General features: G+C 71.7%; 12 protein-coding genes. 6 read left to right on the top strand and 6 right to left on the bottom strand.

The window, feature by feature from the left end:
• Positions 1–3 precede the first annotated feature (3 nt).
• The 4 genes from ileS (at position 4) to Q7L65_RS23390 (ending at position 7,640) form a co-directional block, all read left to right on the top strand.
• Positions 4–3,216 carry an isoleucine--tRNA ligase gene (ileS, locus tag Q7L65_RS23375; protein WP_304725005.1) on the top strand — a complete coding sequence of 1,071 codons (3,213 nt, stop codon included), beginning with the start codon at positions 4–6 and terminating at the stop codon, positions 3,214–3,216.
• A gap of 132 nt (positions 3,217–3,348) precedes the next feature.
• Positions 3,349–5,250 (top strand): hypothetical protein, encoded by a 1,902-nt coding sequence (locus tag Q7L65_RS23380; protein WP_304725007.1) that lies wholly within the window; start codon positions 3,349–3,351, stop codon positions 5,248–5,250.
• A gap of 16 nt (positions 5,251–5,266) precedes the next feature.
• Positions 5,267–6,343 carry an alpha/beta fold hydrolase gene (locus Q7L65_RS23385; RefSeq protein ID WP_304725009.1) on the top strand — a complete coding sequence of 359 codons (1,077 nt, stop codon included), beginning with the start codon at positions 5,267–5,269 and terminating at the stop codon, positions 6,341–6,343.
• Positions 6,344–6,416: 73 nt separating this feature from the next.
• Positions 6,417–7,640, top strand: a complete 1,224-nt coding sequence (locus Q7L65_RS23390; RefSeq protein WP_304725011.1) for a lipase family protein — start codon at positions 6,417–6,419, stop codon at positions 7,638–7,640.
• A gap of 11 nt (positions 7,641–7,651) precedes the next feature.
• On the opposite strand, the gene Q7L65_RS23395 is transcribed toward Q7L65_RS23390, so the two are convergent.
• A complete protein-coding gene (locus tag Q7L65_RS23395) occupies positions 7,652–9,835 on the bottom strand; it encodes a DEAD/DEAH box helicase (RefSeq protein ID WP_304725013.1) in 2,184 nt (727 codons plus the stop codon).
• Positions 9,836–9,880: 45 nt separating this feature from the next.
• Between Q7L65_RS23395 and greA the strand changes: the two genes are divergently transcribed.
• On the top strand, positions 9,881–10,351 hold the full coding sequence (greA, locus tag Q7L65_RS23400; RefSeq protein ID WP_304725015.1) for a transcription elongation factor GreA: 471 nt from the start codon (positions 9,881–9,883) through the stop codon (positions 10,349–10,351).
• 66 nt (positions 10,352–10,417) lie between these two features.
• Here the strand turns inward: greA and Q7L65_RS23405 are convergent, their stop codons facing one another.
• Together Q7L65_RS23405 and Q7L65_RS23410 are read right to left on the bottom strand one after the other, a co-directional pair.
• Positions 10,418–11,803, bottom strand: coding sequence for an ATP-binding protein (locus tag Q7L65_RS23405; RefSeq protein WP_304725016.1), 1,386 nt, complete (start codon positions 11,801–11,803; stop codon positions 10,418–10,420).
• Positions 11,804–11,894: 91 nt separating this feature from the next.
• Positions 11,895–12,422: a PaaI family thioesterase gene (locus Q7L65_RS23410; RefSeq protein ID WP_304725019.1), complete on the bottom strand. Its 528-nt coding sequence runs from the start codon at positions 12,420–12,422 to the stop codon at positions 11,895–11,897.
• A 64-nt stretch (positions 12,423–12,486) separates the two neighbouring features.
• Between Q7L65_RS23410 and Q7L65_RS23415 the strand changes: the two genes are divergently transcribed.
• Positions 12,487–13,233, top strand: a complete 747-nt coding sequence (locus Q7L65_RS23415) for an SDR family oxidoreductase (RefSeq protein WP_304725021.1) — start codon at positions 12,487–12,489, stop codon at positions 13,231–13,233.
• On the opposite strand, the gene Q7L65_RS23420 is transcribed toward Q7L65_RS23415, so the two are convergent.
• The 3 genes from Q7L65_RS23420 to Q7L65_RS23430 are packed head-to-tail and all read right to left on the bottom strand — an operon-like array spanning position 13,200 to position 16,107.
• Positions 13,200–13,874 (bottom strand): lactate utilization protein C, encoded by a 675-nt coding sequence (locus Q7L65_RS23420; protein ID WP_304725023.1) that lies wholly within the window; start codon positions 13,872–13,874, stop codon positions 13,200–13,202. The two genes, Q7L65_RS23415 and Q7L65_RS23420, sit on opposite strands and share 34 nt — an antisense overlap.
• Positions 13,871–15,304: a LutB/LldF family L-lactate oxidation iron-sulfur protein gene (locus Q7L65_RS23425; RefSeq protein WP_304725024.1), complete on the bottom strand. Its 1,434-nt coding sequence runs from the start codon at positions 15,302–15,304 to the stop codon at positions 13,871–13,873. Before Q7L65_RS23425 ends, Q7L65_RS23420 begins: the two co-directional genes overlap by 4 nt.
• Positions 15,301–16,107 (bottom strand): (Fe-S)-binding protein, encoded by an 807-nt coding sequence (locus Q7L65_RS23430; protein ID WP_304725025.1) that lies wholly within the window; start codon positions 16,105–16,107, stop codon positions 15,301–15,303. The genes Q7L65_RS23425 and Q7L65_RS23430 overlap by 4 nt, the downstream gene beginning before the upstream one ends.
• Between the last annotated feature and the right edge of the window lie 182 nt (positions 16,108–16,289).

The raw sequence follows: 16,289 nt of genomic DNA on the forward strand, positions 1-16,289 counted from the left end.
CACATGCGCGAGCCGCACCGGCCGGTCGACAAGCGACCCGACTTCCCGCAGATCGAGCAGCGGGTGCTGGACCGCTGGCGCGAGGAACGCACGTTCCAGCGGGCGCTCGCGCAACGCGAGGGCGGCCCCGTCTTCAGCTTCATCGAAGGCCCGCCGACCGCGAACGGCAACCCCGGTTCCCACCACGTGCTGCTGCGCTCGTTCAAGGACTTCTACATGCGCTACCGCACGATGTGCGGGTTCGACGTGCCGCGCAAGGCCGGCTGGGACTGCCACGGGCTGCCGGTCGAGCTGGAGGTCGAGAAGCAGCTCGGCTTCGACTCCAAGCGGGAGATCGAGGAGTACGGGATCGCGAAGTTCAACGAGCGCTGCCGCGAGTCCAACGACCACTACATCGGCGCGTGGGAGAAGATGACCGAGCGCGTCGGTTTCTGGATCGACCTCGAGGGCGCCTTCCGCACGGGCACGCCGGAATACATCGAGTCGGTCTGGTGGTCGCTGCACGAGCTGTGGGACAGAGGCCTGATCTACGAGGGTCACAAGGTCGTCCCGTACTGCCCGCGCTGCGGCACCGCGCTCTCCTCGCACGAGACCGCGATGGGCTACCACGACACCGACGACCTGACCGCGACGGTCAAGCTGCCGGTGACCGAGCGGCGCGGCCCGCTGCGCGAGGGCGACGCGTTCCTGATCTGGACGACGCAGCCGTGGACGCTGTTCGCCAACTGCGCGGTCGCGATCGACCCGGACGTGCGCTACGTGCGCGTCCGCCGCGACGGCGAGGTCTACGTGCTGGCGGAGGAGCGCGTCGAGGCGACGCTCGGCAGCGAGGGCGTCGAGGTGCTGGACCGCTTCCCCGGTCGCACGATCGTCGACGCCAGGTACGAGCCGCCGTTCCCGCACCTGCCCGACCACGGGCCGCGCAGCCACTCCGTGCTCGCGGCCGAGCACGTCACGCTCGACAAGGGCACCGGCCTCGTCCACACCGCGATGGCGTTCGGCGAGGAGGACTTCGTCCTCTGCGAGCGCCACGGCATCCCGCTCGTCAACCCCGTCCGCGCCGACGGCACCTACGACGAGCGGATCGAGGGCTGGGAGGGCGAGTTCGTCGGCGACGCGACGCCGAGAGTGGTGGAGTCGCTGCGCGCCGCCGGCAAGCTGCTGGAGGCGGCGCACTACACGCACTCCTATCCGCACTGCTGGCGCTGCGACTCCAAGCTCCTCTACTACGCGAAGGAGAGCTGGTACATCGCCACGCGCGACCAGCGCCACTCGATGCTGGAGCAGAACCGGCGGATCGACTGGCGCCCCGAGCACGTGCGCGACGGCCGCTTCGGCAACTGGCTGCAGGGCAACGTCGACTGGGCGTTGTCGCGCGACCGCTACTGGGGCACGCCGCTGCCGATCTGGGTCTGCTCCTCGCCGACGTGCGACGCGCGCCACTGCGTCGGCTCCGTGGAGGAGCTGAGAGAGCTGGCCGGCGAGCTGCCGAGAGACCTCCACCGGCCGTACATCGACGAGGTCACGTGGGGCTGCGCGGTCGACGGCTGCGACGGTTCGATGCGACGCGTCAGAGCGACGATCGACACCTGGTACGACTCCGCCTGCATGCCGTTCGCGCAGTTCCACTACCCGTTCGAGGGCGTGGACGAGTTCAGAGCGCAGTTCCCGCCGTCGTTCATATGCGAGGGGATCGACCAGACGCGCGGCTGGTTCTACACCTCGCTGGCGGTCTCGACGCTGCTGTTCGACGACATCCCGTTCCAGACGGCGGTCTGCGTCGGCCACGTGCAGGACAGAGACGGCCACAAGATGTCCAAGAGCAGAGGCAACGCGGTCGACCCGTGGGACGTGCTGGAGCGCCACGGCGCCGACGCGTTCCGCTGGTACTACCTCGCCTCGCAGCAGCCGTGGGCCGGTTACCGCTTCTCCAGAGATGCGGTCGAGGAGGCGGTCAAGCAGGTGCTGATGCCGCTGTGGCAGACGTACTCCTTCTACGTCCTGTACGCGAACATCGAGCGCTTCGACGCGCGCGCGGCGGCCGCCGCGCCGCCGGTCGCGCGGCGCTCGGAGATGGATCGCTGGGTGTTGTCGCGGCTGCAGGGCGTCGTGACGGAGATGCGCGAGCGCGCCGACGCCTTCGACGCGCACGGCGCGACGCAGGTCGCGCTGCAGTGGCTCGACGACCTCTCCAACTGGTACGTGCGGCTGTCGCGCCCGCGCTTCTGGGACAGCGAGACGGCCGGCCCGGCGCTGGCGACGCTGCGCGAGTGCCTGCTGACGACGGTCAAGCTGCTGGCGCCCGCGCTGCCGTTCGCGTGCGAGGAGCTGTACGAGAACCTCGTCGGCGGCGTCAACGGCGTCTTCCGCGCCGAGCCGAGATCGGTCCACCTGTGCGACTACCCGGTCGCCTCCGCGCGACTGGTCGACAGACGGCTGGAGACCGACATGAGCTGGGCGCGCGAGGCGATCGGCCTCGGTCGCGACGCGCGCGCGAGATCGAAGCTGAAGGTGCGCCAGCCGCTCGGGCGCGTGATCGTCTGCACCGCCGACAGACGCGGCAGCGCCGCGGTCGAGCGGATGAGCCGGCTGATCTGCACCGAGCTGAACGTCAAGTCGGTCGAGGTCGTCGCCGACGAGCTGGCGCTGGAGCGGCCGCTGGTGCTGCCGAACCTGCAGCGGCTCGGCCCGCGCTGCGGGCGCGACATGGGCGCGATCGTCACCTCGCTGCGCACGCGCGACGGCGACGAGGCGCTTCGCGCGCTGCGCGAGCACGGCGTCCTGACCGTGCGCGTCGGCGACCCGGGCGATCTGCTCGACCCGCCGCGCACCTACGCGCTGGCGGAGAACGACCTCGTCGTGCGCCGCGTCCCGCGCGAGGGGCTCGTGCTGTCCTCGCGCGGCGGCGGGCTCGGCCTCGTCGTCGCGATCGACACGCGCCTCGACGAGCCGCTCGTGCGCGAGGGCCTTGCGCGCGAGATCGTCCGCGTCGTGCAGGCGAAGCGCAGAGACGCCGGCGTCGCGGTGACCGACCGGATCGAGCTGCGCCTCGGCGGCAGCGAGGAGCTGCTGGTCGCCTGTCGCGAGCACGAGCGCTACGTCGCGAGCGAGACGCTCGCGACGACCGTCGTCTACGCCGACGGCGGCGACCGGGTCGAGGTCGAGGGCAAGCCTCTGACGGTGGCGGTGGCGCCGAGGGTCCCCGCCCCCGCCTGAGCTGGCGCGTCAGCGATGAGGGCAGGTTTGGTGTCGTGTGACGACACCAAACCTGCCCTCATCGGTGGGGTGTGCCACACGTGTGGTTGATCGCACAGTTTGGTGTGACATGGATCCGTGTAGCATTGCGGGATGTTCGCCGTCATCGAAGAGCCAGCCGGCGGCGCGGCCATCGGCGAGATCGTGCTCGCCTCGTCCGCCGCGCTCGTCCTCACCGTCGCCCTGCTCGTCTTCGGGCTCGGCCACCGCGCCGGACGCGTCGCGCTGCTGGGCCGGCTCGCCGGCTTCGCCGAGCGCCGCTCCGGGCTGCCCGGCTGGGTCGCGCTGCCGTCCGCGATCGCGGGCGTCTCGCTGCTGCTGGCCGTCTTCGGCATGTACTGGGACATCTCGCTGCACATCGACGTCGGGCGCGACGAGGGGCCGTTGGCGAATCCCGCTCACTACTTCATCCTCGGCGGCCTGTTCGGGATCTTCGCCGCGGGCGTGATCGCGATCGTGCTGCCGCACGGCAAGCCGAGCGCCTCCTCGATCAAGATCGGCGAGGAGTGGTGGGCGCCGCTCGGCGGTCTGCTGATGTGCGCCTCCGCGGGCTTCGCGCTGATGGGCTTCCCGCTCGACGACGTCTGGCACCGCCTCTTCGGCCAGGACGTGACGCTGTGGGGCCCGACGCACCTGATGCTGATCGGCGGCGCGTCGCTGACGCTGCTGGGGATGGCGGTGCTGCTGGTGGAGGGGCAACGGTCCGGCGGCCGCGTGAGGGAGCCGTCTCGCATCCACGACACGGCCACCCTCACGCGAGCGCCGATGCTGCGTGCCGAGCCGGCCTGGATCCTCCTCGCCCGTCGCGTCGCGCTGTGCGGCGCCTTCCTGCTCGGGCTGTCGACCTTCCAGGCCGAGTTCGACTTCGGCGTGCCGCAGTTCCGCTTCGTCTTCGCGCCGCTGCTGATCATGCTCGCGGCCGGCGCCGGGCTCGTCGCGGTGCGCATCTGGGCGGGCCGCGGCGCGGCGCTCGGCGCGGTCGCGTTCTTCCTGCTGGTGCGCGGCCTGCTGGCGCTCGTCGTCGGGCCGGTGCTCGGTGAGACGACGCCGCGCTTTCCGCTCTACCTCGCCTCCGCGCTCGTCGTCGAGGCCGTCGCGCTGCTGCCCGGCAGCACGCGCCGGCCGCTGCGCTTCGGGCTGCTGACCGGCGTCGGGATCGGCACCGTCGGGCTGGCGGCCGAGTGGGGCTGGAGCCACGTCTGGATGCCGCTGCCGTGGCCGTCGCAACTGCTGCCCGAGGCGCTGCTGTTCGGCTTCGCGAGCGCGCTCGCCGGGTCGTTGATCGGCGCCTGGATCGGCGACCGGCTCGCGCTCGAGCGCCGCCCGCACGACCGCCGCCTCGACGTCGCCGCGCTGACCGGCGCCGTCGGCGTCGCGGCGCTGATCGGGATCGCGCTCTACAAGCCGCCGGTGCAGGGCGTGCGCGCGGCGGTGACGCTGACGGATGTGCAGGCTCCCAACCGCGAGGTCATGGCGACCGTCCGCCTGACGCCGCGCGACGCCGCAGACGGCGCTGAGTGGCTGACCGCGACCGCGTGGCAGGGCGGCGGCTTCGTCGTCGACCGGTTGGAGCGCGTGCGCGAGGGCGTGTACCGCACGACGCGGCCGATCCCGGTGCACGGCGACTGGAAGGCGCTGATCCGCATGCAGCGCGGCAACACGCTCAGCGGCGTCCCGATCTACCTGCCCGAGGACCGCGCGATCCCCGCGCCCGAGGTGCCGGCGCCGGCCGCGTTCGAGCGCACCTTCGTCGCCGACCACACGCTGCTGCAGCGCGAGCAGAAGGCGGCGGCCGGCTGGCTGTGGGGCGTCGCCTACGCCGTCGTCGGCCTGATCACGTTGACGCTGCTGGCGCTGATGGCATGGGCGCTGCGGCGGCTGTCGGCGGCGGCGGAGGAGCCGCCGGACGGGACCGCGACCGCGACCGAGGCGGCGCGCCCGCCCGCGCCGCGCACGAGCGTGCCGCGGCCGGCGCACAGCGGCGGCGGGGCGTGATGCCATGCTGGACGAGATGAGCGCGCGCGGCAAGAGCGGCAGGGTGGCGGGCAACGGGAAGAGCGCGCGCGGCGCCCGTCGCCGGGTCGAGGCCGGCGCGCTGCTCGGCGTCGGGGCGACCGTCGCCGTGTGGGAGGCGGCGCGGCAGCGCGACCTGCGGCGGATCGAGCGCGATCCCAACCACGAGTTGCTGTTCGACATACCCAGCGGCGAGCAGCTCGACGTCGTCTCGCGCGACGGCACGCGGCTGCGGGCGGAGCTGTTCGGCCCCGCCGACGCGCCGCCGTTGGTGCTCGTGCACGGTTGGACCTGCGCGCGCCGCTTCTGGACGCTGCAGCTGCACGCGCTCGCCGATCGCCACCGGATCGTCACGTACGACCTGCGCGGCCACGGCGACAGCGGGGACCCGGTCGACGCGGACTTCTCGACGGACGCGCTCGCGGAGGATCTGCAGGCGGTGCTCGAGGCCGCGCTGCCCGGCGACCGCAGAGCGCTGCTCGTCGGTCACTCGCTCGGTGCGATGTCGGTCGTCGCGTGGGCGTCGCGCTTCCCGCGCGAGCTGCAGGCGCGCGCGGCCGGCGCGGCGCTGCTCAACACCGGCCTCGGCGGCCTCGTCGACGAGGCGCTGATCCTGAAGCTGCCGTCGGGCGCCAGACGTGCGAAGGCGATCGCCGGCGGGATCGTGCTGAGCGCGACCGCACCGCTGCCGCCAGCCTCGCCGCTGAGCCTGCGCGCGATCCAGTACGTCGCTTTGTCCCCGTCGGCGACGCCCGCGCAGGTCGCGTTCTGCCAGGAGATGGTGCTGCAGACGCGGCGCGACGTGCGGGCCGGCTTCGGCCGCACGCTCTCGCGCCTGGACCTCGTCGACGCGCTCGCCGACCTGACGGTGCCGGCGCTGGTGCTCGGCGGCGCGCGCGACCGCCTCACACCGCCGCCGCACGTCGAGCGGATGGCGGCGGCGCTGCCGCAGCTGGTCGAGCGCGTCGAGGTGGCGGACGTCGGCCACATGGCGCCGATCGAGGCTCCCGAGGCGGTCAACGCGGCGATCGACCGACTCGCCCAATCGACCATTTTTCTCCCACAGCACGCGTAGTTGGACTAAGATCCAGCTTTCCGTGTGGGAGCGGGTCATGGGGGCCTGCTCCGGGGACAAGGGGGAAGGTCCAATGCCGCACAGCTCACGCTGCCGGTCGCTTTCGCATGCCCGCTCGGGTCTGCTGACGGTGCTGCTCGCGCTCGTCGCCGCACTCTGCGCCGCCGCGCCGGCGCTCGCGCTCGACCCGCCGCCCGGGCTCGGGTTCTACACGCCGCCCAATCCGCTGCCGGCCGGGAGACCCGGCGACGTGATCTGGTACCGCGTCGCGACCACCTCGATCGCGACCGACAACAACGCGACCGCGTACGAGGTCCTGTATCGCTCGACCAACGTGCAGGGCGGCGCGATCGCCGTCTCGGGCACCGTGCTGGTGCCGAACACGCCGTGGGGCGGCGCCGGCACGCGGCCGCTGACCGCGTACGCCTCAGGCACGCAGGGCTGGGACGACTCGTGCGCGCCGTCGCGCTCGATGACGGCTGGCAACTTCGACGAGTCGTTCGCCGTCACCAACCTGCTCAGAAGAGGTTGGGCGGTCGCGGTGACCGACTATCCGGGCCTCGGCACGCCCGGCGACCACCAGTACAACGTCGGCATCTCCGAAGGCAGAGCGGTGCTCGACATCCTGCGCTCGGCGTCGCGGATCGCGCCGGCCGCGATCAGCGCCAGAACGCAGGTCGCGATAGAGGGCTACTCGCAGGGCGGCGGCGCGGCCGGCTGGGTGCTCCAGCAGCAACCGACCTACGCGCCCGACGTCAACCTGATCGGCGTCGCGGGCGGCGGCACGCCCGCGAACCTGCAGGCGGTCAAGGCGAACATCGACGGGACCGCCTTCTTCGCCTTCCTCGCCGGCACCGCGATCGGCTTCCGCGGCGGCTATCCGGCGCTGAACGTCAACAGATACCTGACGCTCTACGGCAGACTCGCGATCGGGACGCTCAACAGCCTCTGCCAGTTGCCGGCGCTCGGGCTGTTCGCGTTTCACCATCTGACCGAGTACACGATCGGCAACGTCGATCCGACGACGCAGCCGGGCTTCGCGGCGGCGCTGAACGAGAACAACCTCGGCACGATCAGACCGCCCGTGCCGGTGCTGCAGTACCACGGTACCTACGACGAGGTGATCCCGGTCGCGGTGGAGCAGAGACTGCACAGACAATGGTGCGCGCTCGGCGCGACGACGAAGCTGTCGCAATATCCGCTGGAGCACGTCACGACGCAGCTCGGCGCGCAGATAGAGGTCGTCCAGTGGCTCGCGGACCGTTTCGCGGGCAGAGCGGCACCGAGCACCTGCTGATCAATTGAGCGCTACGTGGCGGCAGCCGGCTCCGTGACCGCTTTGAGGTGACGGAACGGCCTGCCGTCGCGCAGCTCGCGCACGACCTCCTCGACGAGGCTGTCGCCGTCCATGCGGCGGCCGTCGGTGACGGCGGAGACGATCCCGCGCTTGCGCTGGATCAGCCGTGCCATCGTCTCGTCGATCGTTCTCGCGGCCAGCAGGTACCAGGCGGTGACGGCGTCGCGCTGGCCGATGCGATGGCAGCGATCCTCCGCCTGGTCGTGCATCGCCGGCGTCCACTCCAGCTCCAGGAAGGCGACGTTGGAGGCGCGTGTGAGCGTGATCCCCTGACCGGCGACGCGCGTCGCGCCGACGATCAGCTGCGGCCCGTCGTCCTCCTGGAAGCGCCGCACCGTCGCCTCTCGCGCCTGCCCCGAGTCTCTGCCGAACAGATGAGCGGCGTCGGGGAAGCGCGCCAGCACCGCCTCCTGGACCTCGACGTGGCGGGCGAAGACGACGAGCGGCTCGCCCGAGGCGAGGAAGTCGTCGATCCACGCCAGCGCCGCGTTGAGCTTGCCGCGCGCCGCGATCCGCTGCAACGCGCCCAGCTGCGCGAGACGCTTGGCGCGCAGCGTCGCGGCGATTCTCGCGTTCAACTCGGTCAGGTCCAGCGGCTGCTCGCGCAGCCACTTGATCACGTCGTCCTCCGCCAGCCGGTACTCGCGCATGTTGTCGAGCGCGACCGGCACGACCGTCTGGCGCTTGGCCGGCAGCTGCGGCAGCACCTCCGACTTCAGGCGCCGCACGAAGCAGCGACGGCGCAGGTGCCAGTGCAGCCGCTCCTCCGTCAGCGGGCCGCGGAACTGCGCCTTGAAGCGCGCGCCGGAGCCGAAGTCCTCCAGCCGCCCGAGCACGCGCAGCTGCGAGATCAATTCGTCGGGGTGGTTCAGCACCGGCGTGCCGGTCAGCGCCAAGCGCAGCTTGTCGGGCCCCATCGACTCCGCCAGCCGCCGCACGGCGCGCGTGCGCTTGGCCGACGGGTTCTTGCAGTAGTGCGCCTCGTCGAGCACGAGCGCGCGCGGGCGCAGCCGCGTCAGCGTCTCGCGGTGATTGTCGACGATCTCGTAATTGAGCAGCGTGATCTCGGCCGTCGGCGGGACCGCCTGGCGGCCCTCTATCACCGCGACGGTGCGGTGCGGCAGCCATCTGTGCACCTCGCGCTCCCAATTCAGCTTCAACGACGCGGGGCAGACGACGATCGCCGGATAGGCGTCGTCGGCCTCGATCGCGGCGAGCGCCTCGACGGTCTTGCCGAGCCCCTGCTCGTCGGCGAGGAAGGCGCGGCGCGCGTCCAGGACATAACGCACGCCGGCCCACTGAAACGGCTCCAGCTCGCCGTCGATTCTGGCCGCGACCTCGGCGATCGGGTCCGCCTCGATCGCGCGCGAGGCGCGGATCGCCGCGGCCGCCTGCGCCGCCTCCTCGCGCAGCCTGCGCAGCGCGCCGCTGGCGCTGAAGGTGACCTCGACGTCGTGCAGCGCGATGAATTCGTCGAGCGGCTCCAGCAGCCACGGGTCGACCGGGATCGTGCGCTCGCCCTCGTTGCCGGGCAGCTCGTCGAACGCGAGCCCGGCGGCCGGATCCCACAGCACCTCCAGGCGCAGCCGCGCGCCCTCGACGCCGTGCGTGCCGACCAGGCGGGCCGGCGGCGGCACGTCGCCCAGTTCCAGCGTCGAGACACAGCGGTCGGCCGCGGCGTCGAGCTTGGCCGACTCCTGCTCGCGCAGCAGGTGCGCGTTGGCCTCCGTCAGCGGCACCAGCAGCGCGCCGTCCTCCTCGCGCGTGACGGAGGCCTCCAGCAGCTGCGCGGGGACCTCGCCGGCGAGCGTCTGCAGCGCCCACCAGCCGCGGCCGTCGTAGCGCGCGGTGCGCACGTGGCCGAGCCAGCGTCTCTCGATCCCGTCCAGCCACGCGCTGACCTGCTCGCTGGGGACCAGCTCGGGGAAGCGTCTGAGGATGTCGGAGACGTGCAGCGCGACCCAGTCGTCGATCGGCGCCCACCACTCGTAGGTGTCCCAGTCGAAACGGCGATGGGGGATCCCGCGCACGACCTCGACGAGATGTCTGTCGTAGGGGAACGCGAGCACGACGATGCGGCCGCGTTCCTGATCGCTTCGCAGATCGACGTTGGGGCGTTCGGGGACGAGCTGCATCGCGACCTCCTACGGTACCCGTCCCGTTCCTGCGAAACTGTTTCGATGACAGACGGCTATGCCATCACCCAAGAGGGGCTCGACGCGCTCAGCGCCGAACTCGAACAGCTCGAGACCGTTGCGCGCCGCGAGATCGCGGAGCGGATCCGGATCGCGCGGGAGTGGGGCGACCTCAAGGAGAACGCCGAGTACCACGCGGCGAAGGAGGAGCAGGCCCACCTCGAGACGCGCATCCTGAAGCTGCGCGACCGTCAGCTCAAGGCGACCGTCACCGAGTCGCCCGCCCAGTCCGACATCGTCGCGTTCGGCTCGACCGTCGAGATCCGCGACGAGAAGAGCGGCAAGACGACGAAGTACACGCTCGTCGGCGCCGCCGAGGCGAGCGCGAGAGAGGGCAGACTGTCGATCGAGTCGCCTGTCGCGAGAGCGCTGATCGGCGCGCGCGCCGGCGAGGACGTGACGGTCCCGCTCCCCAGAGGCACGCGCACCCTGCACGTCCTCGGCGTCGGCCGCTGAGCGACCGCCCGGTTTCGCGCAGCAGCGCACGCTCGGCGCCCGTACAGAGCGCCGATCCTGCGCTGCTCAGGCGAACAGGTCGGCGGCGGTGACGAGCAGGACCTGCTCGTCGGCGGCGCGGGCGCTCAGCTCCGGCGTGAAGCCTCTGCGCGCGAACAGCGCCAGGCGGGCGCGTGCCGCCTTGCCGCCGAGGCTGGCCTGCGCGTCGTGCAGGGCGTCGAGCACGTCGCTGCCGACGGTGCGCCGCCACTTGCAGGAGCCGAGCAGCGAGTAGCGGCCCTTGCGCGTGCCGACGACGTCGATCTCGACGCTGCCGTCGCGCGACCACCACGAGCCCAGCTCGTCGCTGCGGCCGACCTCGTCCTCCTGCGCATAGCGGCCGGCCCATGTGCGGCAGGCGTCTTCGAAGGCACGCCCCATCACGTCGTCGAGATCGGCGAGCACCTCTCTCGCGACCTCTTCGACGCGCCCGCGCTCCAGCCGGCTGCGGTTGGGGAAGACGTAGCGGAAGAAGAAGCCGAAGTACGGGTCGGCGATCCGGTAGCTCGTGCGGCGCGGCTCGAGCCCGTCGGCCGACAGCGGCGCCCAGGCGGTGACGTAGCCCAGCTCCTCCAGCCGCCCGAGCCGCGCGCCGAGGTTGCTGCTGGGGATTCCGATCCGCGTCGCGATCTGGTTGTGCTGCGTCGCCCCGCCCGAGATCGCGCGCAGGATCGCGAAGTAGGTCGCGGGATCGCGGATCCCCTCGCCCTCGCGCAGCAGGTGCAGCGGATCCTCGTACAGCGGTTGGCCTTTCGCCAGCACGGCGGTGCGCAGCACCGTCTCGATGCGGCGATCGCCCGCCCACACCTGGTACTGCGGGGTCCCTCCGAGCACGGCGTAGCGTCGCAGCAGCGCCTCCGCGTCGGTCCCGCGCACGAACTTCGCCGCGTCACGGTAGTCGAGCGCGGTGAGGAACGGGCGCTGCGTCGCGCGGCCGTACAGCGGCGCGCCGTGGCCGAGCAGTCCGGTCATGAAGCTGAGCGCGCTGCCGGACAGCACGAGCGTGACGGGCGTCTCGTCGCGCTGCCAGTTGTCCCAGTGGCGCTGGATGATCGACGGCAGCGCCGGCTGCGCCGCGCAGAGGTACTGGAACTCGTCGAATATCACCGTGAGGGGGGCGATGTACGACTGCAGCGCGAAGAACTGCAGCACCGCGTCCCAGTCGGCGAAGCGCAGCGGCGGGGCGCCGGGCAGCAGGTGCGCGGCCTCGTCAGCGAGCAGGTCGAGGTGACCGCGCTCGTCCTGCTCGTCGGCGTGGTAGCTGATGACGCGCTCGCCGTTGAGCACCGTCGAGAGCAGGTAGCTCTTGCCGATCCGACGGCGACCGGTGACGACGACGAGGCTCGGCGGCTGCGCGTGCGCCTGGCGCAGCAGCTCCGCTTCGCTCTCGCGGTCGATCAGCTCGCGCGCCATATGCTGCACCGTAGCAGACCATCTCATGCCTCACTATAAGACGAGTTGCTATGTCACAGAATAGTATCTCACGATATAGCAATCTTGTGGATCAGCTTCCGCCGGGCATGATCAGCAGGCTGCCGGAGGCCGTTGCGAGCAGCTTGCCGTCGCCGTCGCGCACGTCGCCCTCGGCGAACGCGACGCGGCGACCCGGCTTGGTGACCCAGCCGTGGGCGTGGATCTCGCCGATCCGCGCGTGGATCGGTCGCACGTAGCTGACCTTCAGCTCGATCGAGGTGTAGCCGGTGCCGGCCGGCAGCGTCGTGTGGACCGCGCAGCCGATGACGGAGTCCAGCAGCGTGCAGACGAGGCCGCCGTGGACGAGGCCGATCGGGTTGTAGGCCGACTCGTCCGGCACGACCGCGAAGCGGGCCTCGTCGGTGCCGACCTCCGTGATGCGGAAGTCGAGCAGCGATGCGATCGGGGGCGGCGGCAGGACGCCGTCGGCGATCGCCTGCAGGTATTCGCGGCCCGGCAGCGCGACGCCCTCTGCGGCGGTCGCGAGCGGGTCGTACCAGGTGACGGTTCTGGTGCGCGGCTCGCCCCAGGCGGCCGGCGCGGCTCTGAGCGTGCTCATGGGCGTGTAGTCTGGTGGCATCACTTGCAAAATGCAAGCGCCATCCTCGAGCCAGGGATCAGCCATGCAGATCGAAGGAACCGTCGCACTCGTCACCGGAGCCAATCGCGGGATCGGCGCTGCGTACGTGCGCGCGCTGCTGGACGGCGGTGCAGCGAAGGTCTACGCCGCGGCACGCGACCCCAAGCGCGTCACCATCGAGGACGCGCGCGTCGTGCCGCTCGCGCTCGACGTGACCGACCCGGGGCAGGTCGCCGCTGCCGCCGCGCAGGCGTCCGACGTCGCGCTCGTGATCTCCAACGCCGGCATCGGCCGCGGCACGACGGCGCTCGACGACGGCGCGATCGAGGCCGCGCGCGACGAGCTGGAGGTCAACTACTTCGGCGTGCTGCACGTCGCGCGCGCCTTCGCGCCGGTCCTGAAGGCCAACGGCGGCGGCGCGCTCGTCAACATGCTCTCGGTCGTCTCGTGGCTGCACGTCCCGGGCATGGGCACCTACGCCGCTTCCAAGGCGGCCGCGTGGGCCGCGACCAACGCGCTGCGCGTGCAGCTGCGCGGTCAGGGCACGCAGGTCGTCGGCGTCCACGTCGGCTACGTCGACACCGACCTGACGGCGGGCGTGACCGATCCCAAGAGCGACCCGCACGAGATCGCCGCGAACGTCGTCGCCGGGATCGCGGCGGGCGCCGAGGAGATCCTCGCCGACGAGGCCAGCGAGCAGGTCAAGTCCGTCCTCTCCAACGACCTCGCCACGCTCTACCCGGGCCTGCAGGAGCGCTACGACGCGGCCCAGGCCGCGGCGGCCGCCTGACCGACGACCAGCACGTCCAGCGTGCGCGGGCCGTGGACGCCCTCGACGCGGTTGAGCTCGATGTCGGAGGTCGCCGAGGGACCGGCGATCATCGTCATCGGGCGGCCCGCGCGGGCCGCGTCGTGGAGGCGCTCGATGCCCTCCGCGACCAGCTCGACGACCTGCTCGGCCGCGACGACGCAGAGGTGGTAGTCCGGCAGCAGCGTCAGCGCGCGGCGGCCCTGCGCGGGACCGCCGTCGAGCACGATCGTCCCGTTCTGCGCGATCGCGACCGCGCAGCCGGTGACGACGCCGTCGACGGCGCTGAGCGCGTCGTGCGAGAGCGCGCCGTCCTCGACCCACTCGACGCCGTCGACCCGCCACGCGTGTGGCAGGTCGGCCGGGATCGCGAGCGTTCTGGCGCCGTACGCGGTCAGCGCCGCGCCGATCGCGGCCGGCAGTTCGCCGGCGTCGACGCAGCGCACGTTGGCGCGGTAGTCGGCGCAGTTCTCCGCGAACAGCGCGACGGCCTCCGCGGCCGGCAGCTCGCCGACGCGGCGGTAGTCGCGCGCGACCGTGACGTCGGCGGCGGTCTCGCCGGCCGGCACGTCGTTCAGCGCGGCGCGCACGCGCTTGAGGATCTCGTCCTTGGCCGAAGTCATCTCTGTGCCTCCCGCTCCATCCACCACTCGCGGAACGTCTGATCCGGGATCGGCATCAGATCACGGGCGCGCGTCCAGCCACCCAGCTCGCCCGGCAGCCGCGTGATCTTGCCCTTGCGCGCGAGCGGCCACTGGCCGAGGCGGCCGAGCTTCTGCAGCCGCTCGTAGCGCCCGCGCGTGGCGAAGCCCTTCGCGACCGCCTTCAGCGCGAGCCGCTCGGGGTCGAGCTTGCCCCTCAGCGAGGCCGCCGCTCTCTCCCTGTTGGAGCGGTCGCGCAGGTGCACGAGCACGGTCGGTATGTCGATCTTGACGGGGCAGACCTCGTAGCAGGCGCCGCACAGCGAGGAGGCGAACGGCAGCGAGCCGGCCGCTCTCATGCCGCTCAACTGCGGCGTCAGGATCGCGCCGATCGGGCCGGGGTAGACGGAGCCGTACGCGTGGCCGCCGGTGCGCTCGTAGACGGGGCAGACGTTGAGGCAGGCGGAGCAGCGGATGCACGCCAGCGTCTGGCGGTCGAGCTCGTCCGACAGCGAGCCGGTGCGGCCGTTGTCGAGCAGCACGAGGTGGAACTCCCGCGGCCCGTCTCCCTCCTTCGCTCCCGCCCACAGCGTGGTGTACGGGTTCATCCGCTCCGCCGTCGAGGAACGCGGCAGCAGCTGCAGGAAGACCTCCAGGTCCTGCCAGCGCGGCACCAGCTTCTCGATTCCGCAGACGGTGATCAGCGTCTCGGGCAGCGTCGTGCACATGCGCCCGTTGCCCTCGGACTCGAGCACCGCGATCGTGCCGGTCTGCGCGACCGCGAAGTTCGCGCCGCTGATCCCGACTCTGGCTCTGAGGAAGCGCTCGCGCAGGTAGCGGCGGGCGGCGTCGGCCAGCTCGCTCGGCTCGTCGGACAGGTCGGCGGGGCCGATCGTGCGGCGGAAGAGGTCGCGGATCTCGGCGCGGTTCTTGTGGATCGCCGGCACGAGGATGTGCGACGGCCGGTCTCTGCCGAGCTGCACGATCAGCTCCGCGAGGTCGGTCTCGAGCGCCGTGATGCCGGCCGCCTGCAGCGCCTCGTTGAGCTCGATCTCGACGGTCGCCATCGACTTCACCTTGACGACCTCGCTGACGCCCTTGGCCTGCACGAGCCGCGTCACGATCGCGTTGCACTCGGCCGCGTCGCGCGCCCAGTGGACGTGGCCGCCGGCGCGCGTGACCGACTCCTCCAGCTCCAGCAGGTGTCTGTCGAGGTGGCGCAGCGTGCGGTCCTTCAGCGCGCGGCCGGCCTCGCGCAGGCCCTCCCAGTCGGGCATCTCGCCGACGACGCCGTTGCGCCGCTCGCGGATCGTCGAGGTCGCTCTGCCGAGGTTGCGGCGCAGCTGCGAGTCGGCCAGCGCCGCTCTCGCCGCGAGCGGGAAGGCGGGTACGTCGGGCCAGGAGGCGCTCATCCGCGTGTCACGGCGATCGACGCGGCTGGCTCGACGACGTCGCCCGCACCGACGCGCGGCACGCCCAGCGGCGCGCCCTCGGTCGAGGCGAGGATCTCGGCCAGGTGCAGGGTCTTCACGCCGGCCTGCTGGCGTGAGAGCCCGCCGCCGATGTGCATCAGGCAGGAGTTGTCGGCGGCGGTGCAGACCTCGGCGCGCGTGTCCAGCACGGCGCGCAGCTTGTCGCTCAGCATCGCGATCGAGGTGTCGGCGTTCTTGATCGCGAAGGTGCCGCCGAAGCCGCAGCACTGCTCCGCCTGCGGCAGCTCGACGAGGTCGATCCCGCGCACCGCGCGCAGCAGCTTCAGCGGCTTGTCGTCGACGTGCAGCATCCGCAGCGCGTGACAGCTGGGGTGGTAGGTGACGCGGTGCGGGAAGTAGGCGCCGACGTCCTCGACGCCGAGCTTGTCGACGAGCAGCTCCGACAGCTCGAAGGTGCGCTCGCCGAGCAGCCGCACGCGCTCGATCAGCTCCGCGTCCCCGGTCTCGGCCGCGACGCGCGGATAGTGGTCGCGGATCATCGCGACGCACGAGCCCGACGGCGAGACGATCAGCTCCTCCTCGGCGAAGACGCGGGCGAAGCGCTGCACCAGCGGCAGCGCCTCGGCGTGATACCCCGAGTTGAAGTGCATTTGCCCGCAGCAGGTCTGCTCGAGTGGGAATACCACCTCGTGTCCGAGCCGTTCGAGCAGGGTCACGACGGCCTGTCCTGTGCGGGGGAAAAGCGTGTCGTTGAAGCAGGTGATGAAGAGCGCGATGCGCACGGGAGAGGCTCCTCCGTGGATTGGTCGGACCATATCGCGTCGCCGCCGGCACGTGGTCCGCGACCGCGTCGGCGCCATTCCGCTCGCCGCCAACTGTGACCAACCTTACTCGACTTGACGTGCGGTTATGTTCTGTGCTCTGATTGCTTTTGTCCATTTGGACAGAGAGATGGGAACAAACG

Source organism: Conexibacter sp. CPCC 206217 (assembly GCF_030646165.1).
GTDB lineage: Bacteria > Actinomycetota > Thermoleophilia > Solirubrobacterales > Solirubrobacteraceae > Conexibacter.